Here is a 14381-nt window from a genome sequence, read left to right as displayed (position 1 = left end):
GTGAACGAGCTCGCACCCGGGAAATTTAGCGTCTGTCGGGGGCCGCCATGCGGCCCAATCGCCGGCAAGCCAGCTCCCACCTCGAGCGCATTGGCCTCAAGCCATATGCAGACCCTGAGTCTATAAATTTCGCCTGCCGTGCAACGTTCTAGCCTTGGACGGGCCGTGCTCCATGGCCGCATTGAATGCACAGGTATGCAATGACGATTTCCCGACGCGGTTTTATCGCCAGTGTGGCATTCACCGGTGTGGTGGTGCCTGGTGCGCTGGGGGCGCTGTATGTGCAGCGCCAGCGTGCCGCCGAGGAGTTCCCGGAAACCCCTGGCGAGGCCGTCGTCGAGCTGGCCGATACCCGCCTGCAGCAGTTGGGCGATACTTTGCGCGGCATCTGGCGCTGGACCCTGCAAGGCAAGGATGCAGGGCTGGACGGTCTACCCACGGGTGAGCTGGAGCTGTTCCTGGATGTGGCAGCCAGCGGGCGCGCCCTGCGCGGCTACCTGGATACCCCTGAGCGCCTGCGTGGGCAGGAAGAGCCGCGTTACCGCGTGGTCGGCGACCTTCTGGCGGACAAACCGGGCACTTTGCGCTGGCGCCTGTTTTCGGCACAGGCACGCTATGAATGCCATATCGTGCTTGATGAGGTCTGGGGCCGGTTCGGCAACGCCGGGCCGGCGACCCTCAACGGGCGCATTGCGCGCCTGGATTGCGCGCTGACATTGCCGGTGGAGGATAACCACTTCCTGGCCTTGAAGCACACCTTTCCCGAGGCGCGCGAGCGTACCCCGCTGAACCCGCAACTGCTGGCCTGGCTGATCACCCCGGAGCATCGGCTGTTCCACCAGCTGTGGCACGCCTCGCGGGACAAATGGCACAAACTGGCCAAGGACAAGCAGGGCGCCCTGCGTGGTCTGGGCTGGCAGCCTGGGCCACGTGAGCGCGAGCGTGACGCGCGGGGCCGGCACAAGGACCGCAACGGCTCGGGCGAGGACTTTTTCTTCATGCACCGGCACATGCTTGGCAATGCCCGTGCCTTGCAGGACTTGCCGTCATGGCCGCGCTTCCCGCTGCCGCAGCCGGAGCTGGAGCGCGACCGCGCCGGATTCGCCCGCTACTTCGACAACCATGACGGCAATGCCCTGCCGCCCACCTGGCTGGCCAGCGGTGATGCGCAATACACCCAGTGGGTGCGCGACATCAAGACGCCGGACACCTTCCATGGCAACTTCCAGGTCTGGGAGTCACGCTATACCGACCCGGAGTACCTGAGCACCTTGACCCTGGGCCAGTTCGGTTCGGAGGTGGAACTGGGCCTGCACGACTGGCTGCACATGCGCTGGGCATCGGTGCCGCGCGACCCGGCCAACGGCATGCCAGTGCCGACGGCGCGCACGCCGGATGATTTTGCCGAACGCTGGTTCGCCGAGCAGAACGATTTTCTCGGTGACCCGTTTTCATCCCATGTGAACCCGGTGTTCTGGCACTTTCATGGCTGGATCGACGACCGCATCGAGGACTGGTTCCATGCCCATGAGCGGCTGCATCCGGGCGAGGTACGGCGCCTGGAGGTCAACGGCGTGCCATGGTTTGCGCCAGGGCGCTGGGTGCAAGTGGCGGACCCGTGGCTGGGGCCGGATACCCACGGCTGCTCGACGGTGCCGGGTTTGCGGCCCGGGCGCAGTGTAGAGATGGACCCGGAGACCATGAAGCTGGCGTTGCGCATCATCTACAGCGATGAAGGCCTGTTCGACAAGCTGCGGCCCAAGGTACCGCAGCGGCCGTGGTATGCGCGCAACCTGAAGGTGCGGAACTAGTCGCTGCCTGTATTGGCCCTATCGCCGGCAAGCCAGCTCCTACAGGTACAGCGCATGTCTTGAACCCGGCGCAGACCCTGTGGGAGCTGGCTTGCCGGCGATAGGGCCGGTACAGGCGACCCTACTGGCGGACCACCCACCCCCCGCCCAAAGCCTTGTACAACGCCACACTGCCCTGCAACCGGGCCAGGCGCAGTTGCGCCTGCTGGTCCTGCGCCACATACAAGGTGCGCTGGGTCTCCAGCACGCTCAACAGGGTCTGCGCCCCGGCGCCATACCGTTGCTGCGCCAGGTCGAACGCCAGCCGCGCCTGCGCCACTTCTTCATCCTGCCACTGTCGCTGGCGGTCCACGCCCTGGATCGCATTGAGCGCTTTCTCGACATCGGCAAACCCGGCCAGGATGCTGCTGCGGTAGGTCTCCAGCAACTCTGCCTGTTCAGCCTCGGCCAGTTCACGCGCGGCGCGCAGCCTGCCGTTGTTGAAGATCGGCGCGACCAGGCCGCTGGTGAGGGTGTAGTAGGCGCTGTCGAACAAATGGGCAAAGCTATTGGCGCCAGCCCCCAGGCTGGCCCCGAGGGTGAGCTTGGGCAGCATGGCGGCGCGGGCGACCTGCACGTTGGCGCTGGCGGCGGCCAGGCGTGCTTCCGCTGCGGCAATGTCCGGGCGGCGGGTGAGCAGTTCGCTGGGTACGCCGCTGCCAATGGCGGGCCATTGCAGGGTGATGATCGCTTCCTGGCTGGCGGGTAGCGCCTGCACCGGCTCGCCCAGCAGGGTCGCCAGGGTGACCCGGCTGTCCTGCCACTTCTGTTCCAGTAACGGCAGCTGACGTTGCTGCGCGGCCACCAGGCTGCGCTGCTGGGCCAGTTCCAGCTGCGTGGCGGAACCGCTGCGCTGGCGTGCCTCGACCAGGCCCAGCACGTCCTGGGCATTGCGCAGGTTGAGGCGGGCAATGCGCAGCTGTTCCTGCAGGGCCAGGCCCTGCAGGTAACTGTCGGCCACCGCACTGACCAGGGTCAGCGCCACGGTCTGGCGGTCGAAGCGGCTGGCATCCAGGCTGCGCAGGGCGCTGTCGCGGGTCGCCCGCAGGCCGCCCCAGAAGTCGATTTCGTAGCTGGCGCTGAGCTGCATGTCGAACGAGGTGCTGGTCGGCTCGTTGCGGCTGACGTCCAGCTGGTCGTTGCCGTCACCGTGCAGCAGGCGTTGGCGGCTGCCGTCCAGGCCCAGCTTCAGCTCCGGCAGCAGCGGCGCGCCGGCGATGACCGCGCGGGCCTGGGCCTGGCGCACCCGCGCCGTGGCGGCAGCCAGGTCATGGGCATTGTGCAGGGCGTGTTGCACCAGGCGGTCGAGCTCGCTGCTGGCGAAGGCTTGCCACCACTGTGCCGTTGGCAGTTGTGCCGAGGGTGTTGCGGCCTCGCCTTGCCAGGCGGGTGGCGTGGCGATGCCGCTGGCGGGTATGGGCGGCGTGCTGCAGGCGGCGAGGCATACGCAGAAGGTCAACAGGCTGATGCGGCTAGGCAGAGTCATGGGTTATTCGCTGGTAAGGGCTTTGACCGGGTCGAGGCGGGCGGCCTTGCGCGCTGGCATGAAGCCGAACACGATGCCGGTAACGACGGCGCAGGCGAAGGCGCCGAGCATGGCGGGCAGGGCAAAGGCCACCGCCACTTCGGCCAGCATCAGGCCGCCACCGATGGCCAAAGCCAGGGCGATGCCGGCCAGGCCGCCGACCATCGACAGCATCACTGCCTCGCTGAGAAATTGCCGCAGGATGTCGCGCTGGCGGGCGCCGGTGGCCATGCGGATGCCGATTTCACGGGTACGCTCGCGTACGGTCATCAACATGATGTTCATCACGCCGATGCCGCCCACCAGCAGCGAGATTGCGGCGATCGCCCCCAGCATCAGCGACAGGCTGTTCTGTGTGCGCGCTTCGGCCTGGATCAGTGCCGCGTCATTGGTCAGCTCGAAGTCCTGGCGGCCGTTGTGGCGCTGGCGCAGCAGCTTGTCGATGGCCGCTTCGGCCTGGTTGACCCGTGTGGAGTCGAGGGCGGCAACGGCGATGTAGTCCGGGTCGCGCTGGCCAAACAGACGGATGGCTGCGGCGGAGTAGGGCACCACGATGCGCCCGTCGCTGTCCTGGTCGCCAGAGCTGGCGCCCTTGCCGGCCAGGATACCGACCACCTGGAACGGCACATTGCCAATCAGCAGGTACTGCCCCAGAGGGTCGCGCCCAGGGTCGAGCATCTTTTCCCGCACTTTCTGGCCGATCACCGCCACCGCTGCAGCGTTGGCTTCATCGGCATCGGTGTAGAAGCTGCCTGCCACCGCCGGCCAGTTGAAAATCTCGGGGAACCGGGTGTTGTTGCCGCCCACATAGAACCGCTGGCTGTTGTTGCCGTGGCGCACCATCAGCTTTTCGCCGATCACCGGCATCACGTGCTTGACCTGCGGCAGTTGGCCGATGGCGGCGACATCGTCGAGGGTGATGGTGCCGGCCTGTTCGCCCAGGCTCGCCGGCTTGCCGTTGAGGTAGAGGATGTTCGAGCCGAAGGCGGCCATCTGCGCCATGACCTGGCGCTTGCTGCCTTCGCCCACGGCCAGCATCACCACCACCGAGGCCACGCCAATGACGATGCCCAGCAGGGTCAGGGCGGTGCGGAAGCGGTTGACCCACATCACCCGCCAGGCCGCCTGCAGGGCTTCGAGCAGTTCGCCTTTCCACGCCCCGTGCAAGGTCGCACCATGGTCCAGGCGTTGGCGCAGCTGGTCGGCCTGCAGCCCTCGGCCGTTGTCGACCGTCGGCTTTTCGGCGGCCGAATCGCTGATGATCAGGCCGTCACGCATTTCGATCACCCGCTGCGCCCGCGCCGCGACGTTGCGGTCGTGGGTGATCAGGATGATCACGTGGCCCTGGCTGGCCAACTCGTCGAGCAACGCCATCACTTCGCTGCCGCTGTGGCTGTCGAGGGCGCCGGTAGGTTCGTCGGCGAGGATGATATGGCCACCGTTCATCAAGGCCCGGGCAATCGACACCCGTTGCTGCTGGCCACCGGACAACTGGTGCGGGCGGTTGCCGGTGCGGCTGGCCAGGCCCAGGCGGCCGAGCAGGGCGCTGGCGCGGGCGTGGCGTGCGCTGGCGGCGATGCCGGCATAGATGGCCGGCATTTCGACGTTTTCCTGGGCCGAGCCCGAGGGGATCAGGTGGTAGCCCTGGAACACGAAGCCAAACGCCTCGCGGCGCAACCAGGCCAACTCGTCGCTGCCCAGCTCGGCCACATCCTTGCCGGCGAAGCGGTAGCTGCCGGAAGTGGGGCGGTCGAGGCAGCCGAGGATATTCATCAAGGTCGACTTGCCGGAGCCGGAGGCGCCGACGATGGCGACGAACTCACCAGGATGGATGCACAGGTTGATGCCATGGAGGATATCGACCTTGGGCGTTTCGACGCCGCCGTAGGATTTACGGATGTCGACCAGCTCGATCAGGGGTGTGCTCATTCAACCTCCACTGACGCCAGGGGCGCCGATCACCAGGCGTTCGCCTTCGTTGAGGCCGTCCAGCACCTGCACCCGCAGGCGGTCGCTGAGGCCGGTGTGCACCTGGCGCTGTTCGACCTTGCCGTCGCGGGTCAGCACATGCGCCAGGCGCCGGCCATCGCCGTCGTCCAGCGCGGCCAGTGGTACGGTCAATACCTGGCTGGCTTTGCCCGCGACGAAGAACACCTGTGTGGTCATCTCGGCCATCAGCGCGCCGTCCGGGTTGTCGACATCCAGCAGCACGCTGTACTGCACCACCTGGCTGCCGGCACTGCCATTACTGACGCTGGCCGGGCTACCGCCGCCCTGGCTGGCCTGCTCCAGCGGCTTCGGCGGAATCGGCAGCACTTGCCGTACGGTGCTGGTCCAGCGGCGCTTGCCGCCGGCCAGGGTAGTGAAGTAGGCGGTCATGCCCGGGGTGACCTTGCCGATGTCGGCCTCCGACACCTGGGCCCACACGGTCATCGGCGAGAGCTTGGCGATGCGCAGGATCAGCGGGGTTTGCTGCTGGGCATTGAGGGTTTGCCCCTCACGGGCATCCACCGCCACCACCGTGCCGTCCATCGGCGCATAGATGCGTGTGTAGCCCAACTCGGCCTCGTCGCTGCGCAGGTTGGCCTGGGCCTGGCGGATCTGCGCCTGGAACATGTCGATGCGCGCCTGGGTGACCTTCAACTGCGCGGTGGCTGTTTGCACGTCCTCGTCGCGGGTGGCGCCGGCGGCGGCCAGGTCGCGTTGGCGTTTGAGCTGCTGCCGGGCCAGTTGGAACTGCGCGCGTTGTTCGGCCAACTGGGCCTTGAGGTTGTCGATCGAATAGCGGCCGGCATCCAGCCGGGCCTGCTGGGTCGACGGGTCGATCTCGACCAGCAGCTGGCCTTTGCGCACCGTGTCGCCGACCTCGACGTGCAGGGTGTGGATCTGCCCGGACGCCTGGGCACCGACGTCTACATAGCGCCGTGGTTGCAGGGTGCCCAGTGCGGTGACGCTGCTTTCGATGTCGGCGCGGGTCACGCTGACCGTGCTGAGCGGCTGTGCGCCGTAGGGCAGGGCCTTCCAGGCCAGCAGGCTGCCCAGGCCGAGCAGGCCCAGGCCGGTGAGCAGGACCCGGCGCCGGGTGTTGGTTAAAGGTCTCATGCAGACTTCCAGCCGAGGGGGTGCCAGATAGACGAAAGCGGCACGAGGGGATTTAGCGGATGTTGTGTGGGGGCTGACAGGTGTGTGGCGACAGAGATGTGGCGCCGGTGAGATCGAGCGCCGCGCGGGCGGCGCTCGATCTCACCGGCGCTGAACCGCGACAGCAATACCCTTGTTGCTGAGAATAATTATAATTTGTAAGATCGCACGTTGACATCACTCGGTCCCGCGTTGCTGCCTGAAAGGGCTTTCTGGCATAGGCTGGCAGGACGATCTCAGGTAACGTCGTGGAACATTACTATCGCGAACTGGTGGGCTTCCTTTCCGCGCGTCTGGGCAATCGTCAGGCCGCCGAAGACGTGGCGCACGATGCCTACCTGCGGGTGCTGGAGCGCACCGGCACCGAGCGCATCGAGCACCCGCGGGCATTCCTTTACCGCACCGCGCTCAACCTGGTGGTCGACCGCCACCGGCGGCACCAGGTGCGCCAGGCCGAGCCGCTGGAGGTGCTGGACAGCGACGAGCGCTGGCACACCCCGGCACCGACCCACGACATGCAGCTCGACCAGCGTCTGGCGCTGATGCAGCGTGCCCTGGGTGAGCTGAGCAAGGTCTGCCGCGACTGCTTCCTGCTGCGCAAGCTCGATGGCCTGTCACACCAGCAGATCGCCAAGCACCTGGGCATTTCCCGCAGCCTGGTGGAAAAGCACATCGTCAATGCCATGAAGCACTGCCGGGTGCGCATGCGCGAGTGGGAGTCCTGATTGCCGGGTTAAAGGCAAATGCAAATTCCGTCAGTCAATCACTTGATTTCCGCAGCTTTCCCGACTTCTATCAAAGAAGACCCCTGTCAGGCATAACCTTGGCAGCAGCCGTTACTGGCGCAGTATGGTCATGGAGCGTACCCATTACCCAACTGCCCAGGTCCGACCATGGCCAACAAGACCCTGCGCATCCTCATCGCCGACGCACATCCGTGCCAGCGCCTGCAGCTGGAGCGGCTGCTCAATGGCCTGGGCTACTACCGGATAGCACCAGTGGACAGCTTCGAGGAACTGCAGCGCTTGGTGCTGTGTGCCTTGCAGCCTTTCCACCTGCTGTTGGGCAACATCGAACTGGCCAGCCATGCCGGGGTCGACCTGGTGCGTTTCTGCCGCGTCAGCACACAGATCCAGCACGCCCTGCTTTATCACTCTACCCAGTTGAAAGTGCCCTCGGTGCCGCAGAACGAGCGCCAGGCCGTCAGCCTGAGCCTGCCTCAGGTGCCCGATAACGAGGCGCTGGAGGCATTCATGGCGATCATCGATACGCCGCTGCTGGTCGGCAAGCTGTCGCTGCCGGGTACCGTGCCGGCTACTTCGGCGCGGCCACGGCCGCGGGCCAATTTCGCGCACACAGTGTTCAACCGCTAAAGCCGCAGCGGGTGGGGCACGGGGTCAGCTATTTGCTATCCTTTTGCCCTTTGCCGATTTGCGGACCCTGCCATGACTGCCATCGATACCGTTCGCCCGCCCCGGTTCAGCCGCGGTGATCACCGGACCCTGGGCCTGGCGGCGTTGGGCGGCGCGCTGGAAATCTACGATTTCATCATTTTCGTGTTCTTTGCGCTGACCCTCAGCCAGCTGTTCTTCCCGCCCGAGATGCCCGAATGGCTGCGCCTGCTGCAAAGCTTCGGAATCTTCGTCACCGGCTACCTGGCGCGGCCGCTGGGTGGCATCCTGATGGCACACTTCGCCGACCACCTCGGACGCAAGCGGGTGTTCAGCCTGAGCATCCTGATGATGGCCCTGCCGTGCCTGTTGATCGGGGTAATGCCGACCTACGCCGACATCGGCTATGCGGCGCCGCTGATCCTGCTGGCCCTGCGCATCCTGCAGGGCGCGGCGGTGGGTGGCGAGGTGCCGAGTGCCTGGACCTTCGTCGCCGAGCACGCACCCGCCGGGCGTCGCGGCTACGCCCTGGGCTTCCTGCAGGCCGGGCTGACCTTCGGCTACTTGCTGGGGGCGCTGACCGCGACGTTGCTGGCACAGCTGTTCACCCCGCAGGAAATCCTCGACTACGCCTGGCGCTACCCGTTCCTGCTCGGCGGGATATTCGGCGTGATTGGCGTGTGGTTGCGTCGTTGGCTCAGCGAAACACCGGTGTTCCTCGCCCTGCGCGCACGCCAGCAGCAGCCGGTGAGCTTCCCGCTGCGGCGGGTGCTGGGCGAGCACCGCCGGGCGTTGATCCCGGCGGCGCTGCTGACCTGTGTGCTGACTTCTGCCGTGGTGGTGCTGGTGGTGATTACCCCGACAGTGATGCAGCAGCGCTTCGGCATGAGTGCCGGGCACACCTTTGCCCTGAGCAGCGTGGGCATCGTCTTCCTCAACATCGGCTGTGTGCTGGCCGGGCTGCTGGTCGACCGCGTAGGCGCCTGGCGCGCGCTGATGTTCTACAGCCTGCTGCTGCCATTGGGCATCGGCGCGTTGTATGCCAGCCTGGTGGGGCAGTGGGGCATGACCTGGCTGGGCTATGCGCTGGCGGGCCTGTCCTGCGGCGTGGTGGGGGTGGTGCCGTCGGTGATGGTCGGGCTGTTCCCGGCCGAGATCCGCGTGTCGGGCATTTCCTTCACCTACAACGTGGCCTACGCGCTGTGGGCCAGCACCACGCCGCTGGCGCTGATTGCGCTGATGCCATGGAGCCCGTGGGTGTGTGTCGGCTTTTGTCTGGTCATGGGTACCGTGGGGCTGCTGACAGCCTTGTATTTCGGGCGTCGCGAGCCATTGGCGTTTGCGGCGGAGCCTATGCCGGTAATGTGTGGTGAAAAATAGTTTTCTGCTGTCTGTTCTGGCCTCGTCGCCGGCAAACCAGCTCCCACAGGGATAGCGCAGGGCTCGAAGCCGATGCGGTCGAAGTGGGAGCCGGCTTGCCGGCGATGAGGCCGGTACAGGTAAAACAAAAAGCCCCTGGCTCGTGAGAACCAGGGGCTTTTCGTTAGCGCAAGGGCAGGACCTTACATGTTCGGGTAGTTCGGCCCGCCGGCGCCTTCAGGGGTGACCCAGGTGATGTTCTGGGCCGGGTCCTTGATGTCGCAGGTCTTGCAGTGTACGCAGTTCTGCGCGTTGATCTGGAAGCGCTTGCTGCCGTCTTCCTGGCTGACCACTTCGTACACGCCGGCCGGGCAGTAGCGTTGGGCCGGCTCGTCGTACAGCGGCAGGTTGCTGGCGATCGGCACGTTCGGGTCGGTCAGCTTCAGGTGGCAGGGTTGTTCCTCTTCATGGTTGGTGCTGGAGAGGAATACCGAACTGAGCTTGTCGAAGCTGAGCTTGCCGTCCGGTTTCGGGTAGTCGATCTTCTGCGATTCGGCCGCCAGCTTCAGGCAGGCGTAGTCCGGCTTGGTGTCGTGCAGGGTGAACGGCAGCTTGCCGCCGAACCAGTTCTGGTCCACATAGTTGAACGCCGCGCCCAGCAGCGGGCCGAACTTGTGCATGGCCGGGCCGAAGTTGCGGCTGGCGAACAGCTCTTCATACAGCCAGCTGGCCTTGAAGGCGCTGACGTAGCCGTTCAGCTGGTCACCGCCTTCGCTGCCGGCGAGCAGGGCATCGGCTACCGCGTCAGCGGCGAGCATGCCGGACTTCATCGCGGTGTGGCTGCCTTTGATCTTGGCCACGTTCATGGTGCCCAGGTCGCAACCGATCAGCGCACCGCCATTGAAGACCATTTTCGGCAGCGAGTTTATGCCACCCTTGGCCAGGGCGCGGGCACCGTAGCTGATGCGCTTGCCGCCTTCGAGGTACTGGCTGATCACCGGGTGGTGCTTCAGCCGCTGGAATTCGTCGAACGGCGACAGGTACGGGTTGGCGTAGGACAGGTCGACGATCAGGCCGACCACCACCTGGTTGTTTTCCAGGTGATAGAGGAACGAGCCACCGGTGTTGTCCTTGGCCATCACGTCCAGCGGCCAGCCAGCGGTGTGCACCACCAGGCCCTGCTCGTGCCTGGCCGGGTCGATTTCCCAGATTTCCTTGAGGCCGATGCCGTAGTGCTGGACGTCGGATTCGCTGTCGAGGTTGAAGCGCTTGATCAGCTGCTTGCCGATGTGGCCGCGGCAGCCTTCGGCGAACAGGGTGTACTTGGCACGCAGTTCCATGCCCGGGGTGTACAGGCCGTCCTTCGGGTTGCCTTCGCGGTCGACACCGAGGTCGCCGGTGACGATGCCGCGGACCACGCCGTTGTCGTCGAACAGGGCTTCCTGGGCGGCGAAGCCCGGGTAGATTTCCACGCCCAGGTTCTCGGCCTGCTGGGCCAGCCAGCGGCACAGGTTGCCCAGTGAAATGATGTAGTTGCCCTGGTTGTGCATGGTCTTGGGCACGAACAGGTCAGGCACCTTGGTCGAGCTGCCGGCATCCTTGAGCACGTAGATGTCGTCGCGCTTCACTTCGGTGTTCAGTGGCGCGCCGAGCGCTTTCCAGTCAGGGAACAGCTCGTTCAGGGCGCGGGGTTCGAACACCGCGCCGGAGAGGATGTGGGCACCGACCTCAGAGCCTTTTTCCACCACGCAGACGCTGATTTCGCTACCGGCTTCGGCGGCCTTCTGCTTCAGGCGGCAGGCGGCGGACAGGCCTGCCGGGCCGGCGCCGACGATGACCACGTCGAATTCCATGTATTCGCGTTCCACTGGTTCTCTCCTACTCATCAAGGCTCGTGCTGTTGCTTTGTCTTATTGGGTGCGCGGGGCATTCGCAGCGGTTCTACGCAGCGGCGGAACTGTAGCTGGGCAAATGACGGACTACACCGTTTTGTCTTGGCCGCGCATTATATCTACACCACTTGGCGGGTCCAATACAAACGTTTGTTTGAATTTGCCGCAGGCCAGTAAAATCACAGGAACGCGGCTGGAGGGTGACCGATTTGCCGTATTGACCGGATTAGGTGTTACGGTCAAGATACGAGCGGTTTTACGTTCGCCGTAGGCTTGCAGCCGGGCGCAGGTACACCTCTAAAGACCAGGTGTGGAGCAGGGTTTTGCGGCCTTGGGCCGTTTTGTAGTGGAGTTTACACGCCACGACAGAAAATGACCCGTGAGTATTTGTCGCAAGAGTCCGGACAAGACTGTTCGGTCACTGTGAAGTTACCGCCTCCCGGTACGTTTTTAGAGGTGCCCTTGTACCCACGCGCATCGCAGGGCTCTGCCCCAGGCGACTATCTATTCACCGGAGAGTAACGAGGAATCCATGAAGGTTCTTGTAGCTGTCAAACGAGTGGTCGACTACAACGTCAAGGTTCGCGTCAAAGCGGACAACTCCGGCGTCGACCTTGCTAACGTCAAGATGTCCATGAACCCCTTCTGCGAAATCGCCGTGGAAGAAGCCGTACGCCTGAAGGAAAAGGGCGTTGCGACCGAGATCGTCGTCGTTTCCGTCGGCCCGGCCACTGCTCAGGAGCAGCTGCGTACCGCTCTGGCCCTGGGTGCCGACCGTGCCATCCTGGTCGAGGCCGCTGACGAACTGAACTCCCTGGCCGTGGCCAAGGCGCTGAAAGCCGTTGTCGACAAAGAGCAGCCGCAGCTGGTCATCCTCGGCAAGCAGGCCATCGACAGCGACAACAACCAGACCGGTCAGATGCTGGCCGCGCTGACCGGCTTCGCCCAAGGCACGTTCGCATCCAAGGTTGAAGTGGCTGGCGACAAGCTGAATGTTACCCGTGAAATCGACGGCGGCCTGCAGACCGTTGCCCTGAACCTGCCGGCCATCGTCACCACCGACCTGCGCCTGAACGAGCCGCGCTACGCGTCGCTGCCGAACATCATGAAGGCCAAGAAGAAGCCGCTGGAGACCGTTACTCCAGACGCGCTGGGCGTTTCCCTCGCCTCCACCAACAAGACCCTGAAGGTTGAAGCCCCGGCTGCCCGCAGCGCTGGCATCAAGGTCAAGTCGGTGGCCGAACTGGTCGAGAAGCTGAAGAACGAAGCGAAGGTAATCTAAATGACTATCCTGGTTGTCGCTGAATACGAAAATGGTGCCGTAGCCCCGGCCACCCTGAACACTGTTGCCGCTGCCGCCAAGATCGGTGGTGATGTGCACGTGCTGGTCGCTGGCCAGAACGTGGGCGGCGTTGCCGAGTCTGCTGCCAAGATCGCTGGCGTAGCCAAGGTGCTGGTTGCCGATAACGCTGCCTACGCCCATGTCCTGCCGGAAAACGTCGCGCCGCTGATCGTCGAGCTGGCCAAGGGCTATAGCCACGTGCTGGCCCCGGCCACCACCAACGGCAAGAACATCCTGCCGCGCGTTGCCGCGCTGCTGGATGTGGATCAGATTTCCGAGATCATCTCGGTCGAGTCCGCCGACACCTTCAAGCGCCCGATCTATGCCGGTAACGCCATTGCCACCGTGCAATCGAGTGCGGCCATCAAGGTTATCACCGTGCGTACCACCGGCTTCGACGCCGTGGCCGCCGAAGGTGGTTCGGCTGCCATCGAAGCCGTCGGCGCTGCGCACAATGCCGGCATCTCGGCCTTCGTTGGCGAAGAGCTGGCCAAGTCCGACCGCCCAGAACTGACTGCTGCCAAGATCGTCGTTTCCGGCGGTCGTGGCATGGGCAACGGTGACAACTTCAAGCACCTGTACAGCCTGGCCGACAAGCTCGGCGCTGCTGTCGGTGCCTCGCGCGCTGCGGTCGACGCAGGCTTCGTGCCGAACGACATGCAGGTCGGCCAGACCGGCAAGATCGTCGCGCCACAGCTGTACATCGCGGTCGGTATCTCCGGTGCGATCCAGCACCTGGCCGGCATGAAAGACTCCAAGGTGATCGTGGCGATCAACAAGGACGAAGAAGCGCCGATCTTCCAGGTAGCCGACTACGGCCTGGTCGCTGACCTGTTCGAAGCGGTTCCGGAGCTGGAAAAGCTGGTCTGATCCGCCTGCTTCACTTATAAAGAACCCGGCCCTCGTACAGGGGGTCGGGTTTTTTTGTGGTCTGTTCCGGCCCAATCGCCGGCAAGCCAGCTGCCACAGGTACAGCACAGTTCTCAAGGGCAGCGCCGTACCTGTGGGAGCTGGCTTGCCGGCGATTGGGCCGGACCAAGCAATACAAGGAGTGAGTAATGGTGCTGCGTAAAGCAGGCAGGGTACTGGCATGCACGGCGTTGTTGGTGTCGCCGCTGGCGATGGCGGCAGGCAAGTGCGAACGCCTGGTGGCAACCGGCAGCCCCGATGCGCCGCCCTATTCGTGGCAAGACCCAAAGGACCCGAAACACCTGATCGGCGCCAACGTCGACCTGCTGCGCCAGGTGGCTGGCGAGCTGGGTCTGAAGGTGGAGGTGCTGAGCGCCGGCCGGCGTGACCAGGCGCTGGAAGAAGTGCGTAGCGGGCGCATGGACTTGCTGCTCGACACCCCCATGCAGGTGGAGCAACTGACCGCGCTGGACTACATCCACCCGCCCCTGCAGCTCAACGAATACCTGGTGTGGACGCGCCACGACGCCACACTGACCTTCGAAGGCCCGGCGGACCTGGCCCAGTACCAGGGCAGTTTGTCCGAGCGCGCGCGGCTGACCCCGGCCTTTACCGCGTTCGCCAAGGCCCAGCTGAAGCTGGTGCCGGCACAGAACCTGACCCAGGCGTTCCAGAAACTGGTGCTCGGCCAGGTGGACTATGTGCTCGCTGGCCGCTACTCGGGCATGGCCATGGCCCAGAGCCTGGGTATGAGCAATGACCTGATCGCCCGCGGCCTGCCGGTGGATCGGCCAGGCCTGTACCTGGCCCTGTCGCACAATTCGGCCTGCAATGACAGCTGGTTGCGTGGGCAATTAGCGAAAAAACTGACAGAATTGCCGATCTCCGGTGCGTCCGAGGCCGTGCTGCAACGTAATGTCGAGCGCTGGAAAGCGCAGCTGCAGGTGCCGTCGGACGCCCCCATACACTAGG

At 64.8% G+C, this 14381-nt stretch carries 11 protein-coding genes; 7 read left to right on the top strand and 4 right to left on the bottom strand.

Annotated features, from left to right (window positions below; genetic code table 11):
- Positions 1-200 precede the first annotated feature (200 nt).
- A complete protein-coding gene (gene pvdP, locus FQ664_RS19605) occupies positions 201-1811 on the top strand; it encodes a pyoverdine maturation tyrosinase PvdP (RefSeq protein ID WP_144174251.1) in 1611 nt (536 codons plus the stop codon).
- Between the two features lie 121 nt (positions 1812-1932).
- Here pvdP and FQ664_RS19595 read toward each other — a convergent pair whose 3' ends face one another.
- The 3 genes from FQ664_RS19595 to FQ664_RS19585 are packed head-to-tail and all read right to left on the bottom strand — an operon-like array spanning position 1933 to position 6477.
- The gene (locus FQ664_RS19595) at positions 1933-3336 is read right to left on the bottom strand and encodes an efflux transporter outer membrane subunit (protein WP_144174248.1); all 1404 of its coding nucleotides are present in this window, start codon (positions 3334-3336) and stop codon (positions 1933-1935) included.
- Between the two features lie 3 nt (positions 3337-3339).
- On the bottom strand, positions 3340-5304 hold the full coding sequence (locus FQ664_RS19590; RefSeq protein WP_144174246.1) for a MacB family efflux pump subunit: 1965 nt from the start codon (positions 5302-5304) through the stop codon (positions 3340-3342).
- Entirely contained in the window at positions 5305-6477 is a 1173-nt protein-coding gene (locus FQ664_RS19585) for an efflux RND transporter periplasmic adaptor subunit (protein ID WP_144174244.1), read from the bottom strand.
- Positions 6478-6764: 287 nt separating this feature from the next.
- Between FQ664_RS19585 and FQ664_RS19580 the strand changes: the two genes are divergently transcribed.
- The 3 genes from FQ664_RS19580 (at position 6765) to FQ664_RS19570 (ending at position 9287) form a co-directional block, all read left to right on the top strand.
- Positions 6765-7241, top strand: coding sequence for a sigma-70 family RNA polymerase sigma factor (locus FQ664_RS19580; RefSeq protein WP_144174241.1), 477 nt, complete (start codon positions 6765-6767; stop codon positions 7239-7241).
- Positions 7242-7409: 168 nt separating this feature from the next.
- Entirely contained in the window at positions 7410-7889 is a 480-nt protein-coding gene (locus FQ664_RS19575; protein ID WP_144174238.1) for a histidine kinase, read from the top strand.
- 72 nt (positions 7890-7961) lie between these two features.
- On the top strand, positions 7962-9287 hold the full coding sequence (locus FQ664_RS19570; RefSeq protein ID WP_144174235.1) for an MFS transporter: 1326 nt from the start codon (positions 7962-7964) through the stop codon (positions 9285-9287).
- 182 nt (positions 9288-9469) lie between these two features.
- On the opposite strand, the gene FQ664_RS19565 is transcribed toward FQ664_RS19570, so the two are convergent.
- On the bottom strand, positions 9470-11152 hold the full coding sequence (locus FQ664_RS19565; RefSeq protein WP_144174232.1) for an electron transfer flavoprotein-ubiquinone oxidoreductase: 1683 nt from the start codon (positions 11150-11152) through the stop codon (positions 9470-9472).
- Between the two features lie 538 nt (positions 11153-11690).
- On the opposite strand from FQ664_RS19565, the gene FQ664_RS19560 reads away from it, so the two are divergent.
- The 3 genes from FQ664_RS19560 (at position 11691) to FQ664_RS19550 (ending at position 14380) form a co-directional block, all read left to right on the top strand.
- Positions 11691-12440 (top strand): electron transfer flavoprotein subunit beta/FixA family protein, encoded by a 750-nt coding sequence (locus FQ664_RS19560; protein ID WP_114169958.1) that lies wholly within the window; start codon positions 11691-11693, stop codon positions 12438-12440.
- Positions 12441-13370 carry an electron transfer flavoprotein subunit alpha/FixB family protein gene (locus FQ664_RS19555; protein ID WP_013973453.1) on the top strand — a complete coding sequence of 310 codons (930 nt, stop codon included), beginning with the start codon at positions 12441-12443 and terminating at the stop codon, positions 13368-13370. It abuts the gene before it with no gap.
- A 188-nt stretch (positions 13371-13558) separates the two neighbouring features.
- Entirely contained in the window at positions 13559-14380 is an 822-nt protein-coding gene (locus FQ664_RS19550) for a substrate-binding periplasmic protein (RefSeq protein WP_144174229.1), read from the top strand.
- Position 14381 lies beyond the last annotated feature (1 nt).

The sequence above is a fragment of the Pseudomonas persica genome, assembly GCF_900291015.1.
GTDB lineage: Bacteria > Pseudomonadota > Gammaproteobacteria > Pseudomonadales > Pseudomonadaceae > Aquipseudomonas.
The sequence above is the reverse complement of the archived record's forward strand: the minus strand, read 5'-3'. Positions and strand labels throughout refer to the sequence as shown.

Coding starts and splice junctions, on each gene's coding strand:
- pvdP (WP_144174251.1), top strand. CDS start 201: ATGACGATTTCCCGACGCGGTTTTATCGCCAGTGTGGCATTCACCGGT.
- FQ664_RS19595 (WP_144174248.1), bottom strand. CDS start 3,336: ATGACTCTGCCTAGCCGCATCAGCCTGTTGACCTTCTGCGTATGCCTC.
- FQ664_RS19590 (WP_144174246.1), bottom strand. CDS start 5,304: ATGAGCACACCCCTGATCGAGCTGGTCGACATCCGTAAATCCTACGGC.
- FQ664_RS19585 (WP_144174244.1), bottom strand. CDS start 6,477: ATGAGACCTTTAACCAACACCCGGCGCCGGGTCCTGCTCACCGGCCTG.
- FQ664_RS19575 (WP_144174238.1), top strand. CDS start 7,410: ATGGCCAACAAGACCCTGCGCATCCTCATCGCCGACGCACATCCGTGC.
- FQ664_RS19570 (WP_144174235.1), top strand. CDS start 7,962: ATGACTGCCATCGATACCGTTCGCCCGCCCCGGTTCAGCCGCGGTGAT.
- FQ664_RS19565 (WP_144174232.1), bottom strand. CDS start 11,152: ATGAGTAGGAGAGAACCAGTGGAACGCGAATACATGGAATTCGACGTG.
- FQ664_RS19560 (WP_114169958.1), top strand. CDS start 11,691: ATGAAGGTTCTTGTAGCTGTCAAACGAGTGGTCGACTACAACGTCAAG.
- FQ664_RS19555 (WP_013973453.1), top strand. CDS start 12,441: ATGACTATCCTGGTTGTCGCTGAATACGAAAATGGTGCCGTAGCCCCG.
- FQ664_RS19550 (WP_144174229.1), top strand. CDS start 13,559: ATGGTGCTGCGTAAAGCAGGCAGGGTACTGGCATGCACGGCGTTGTTG.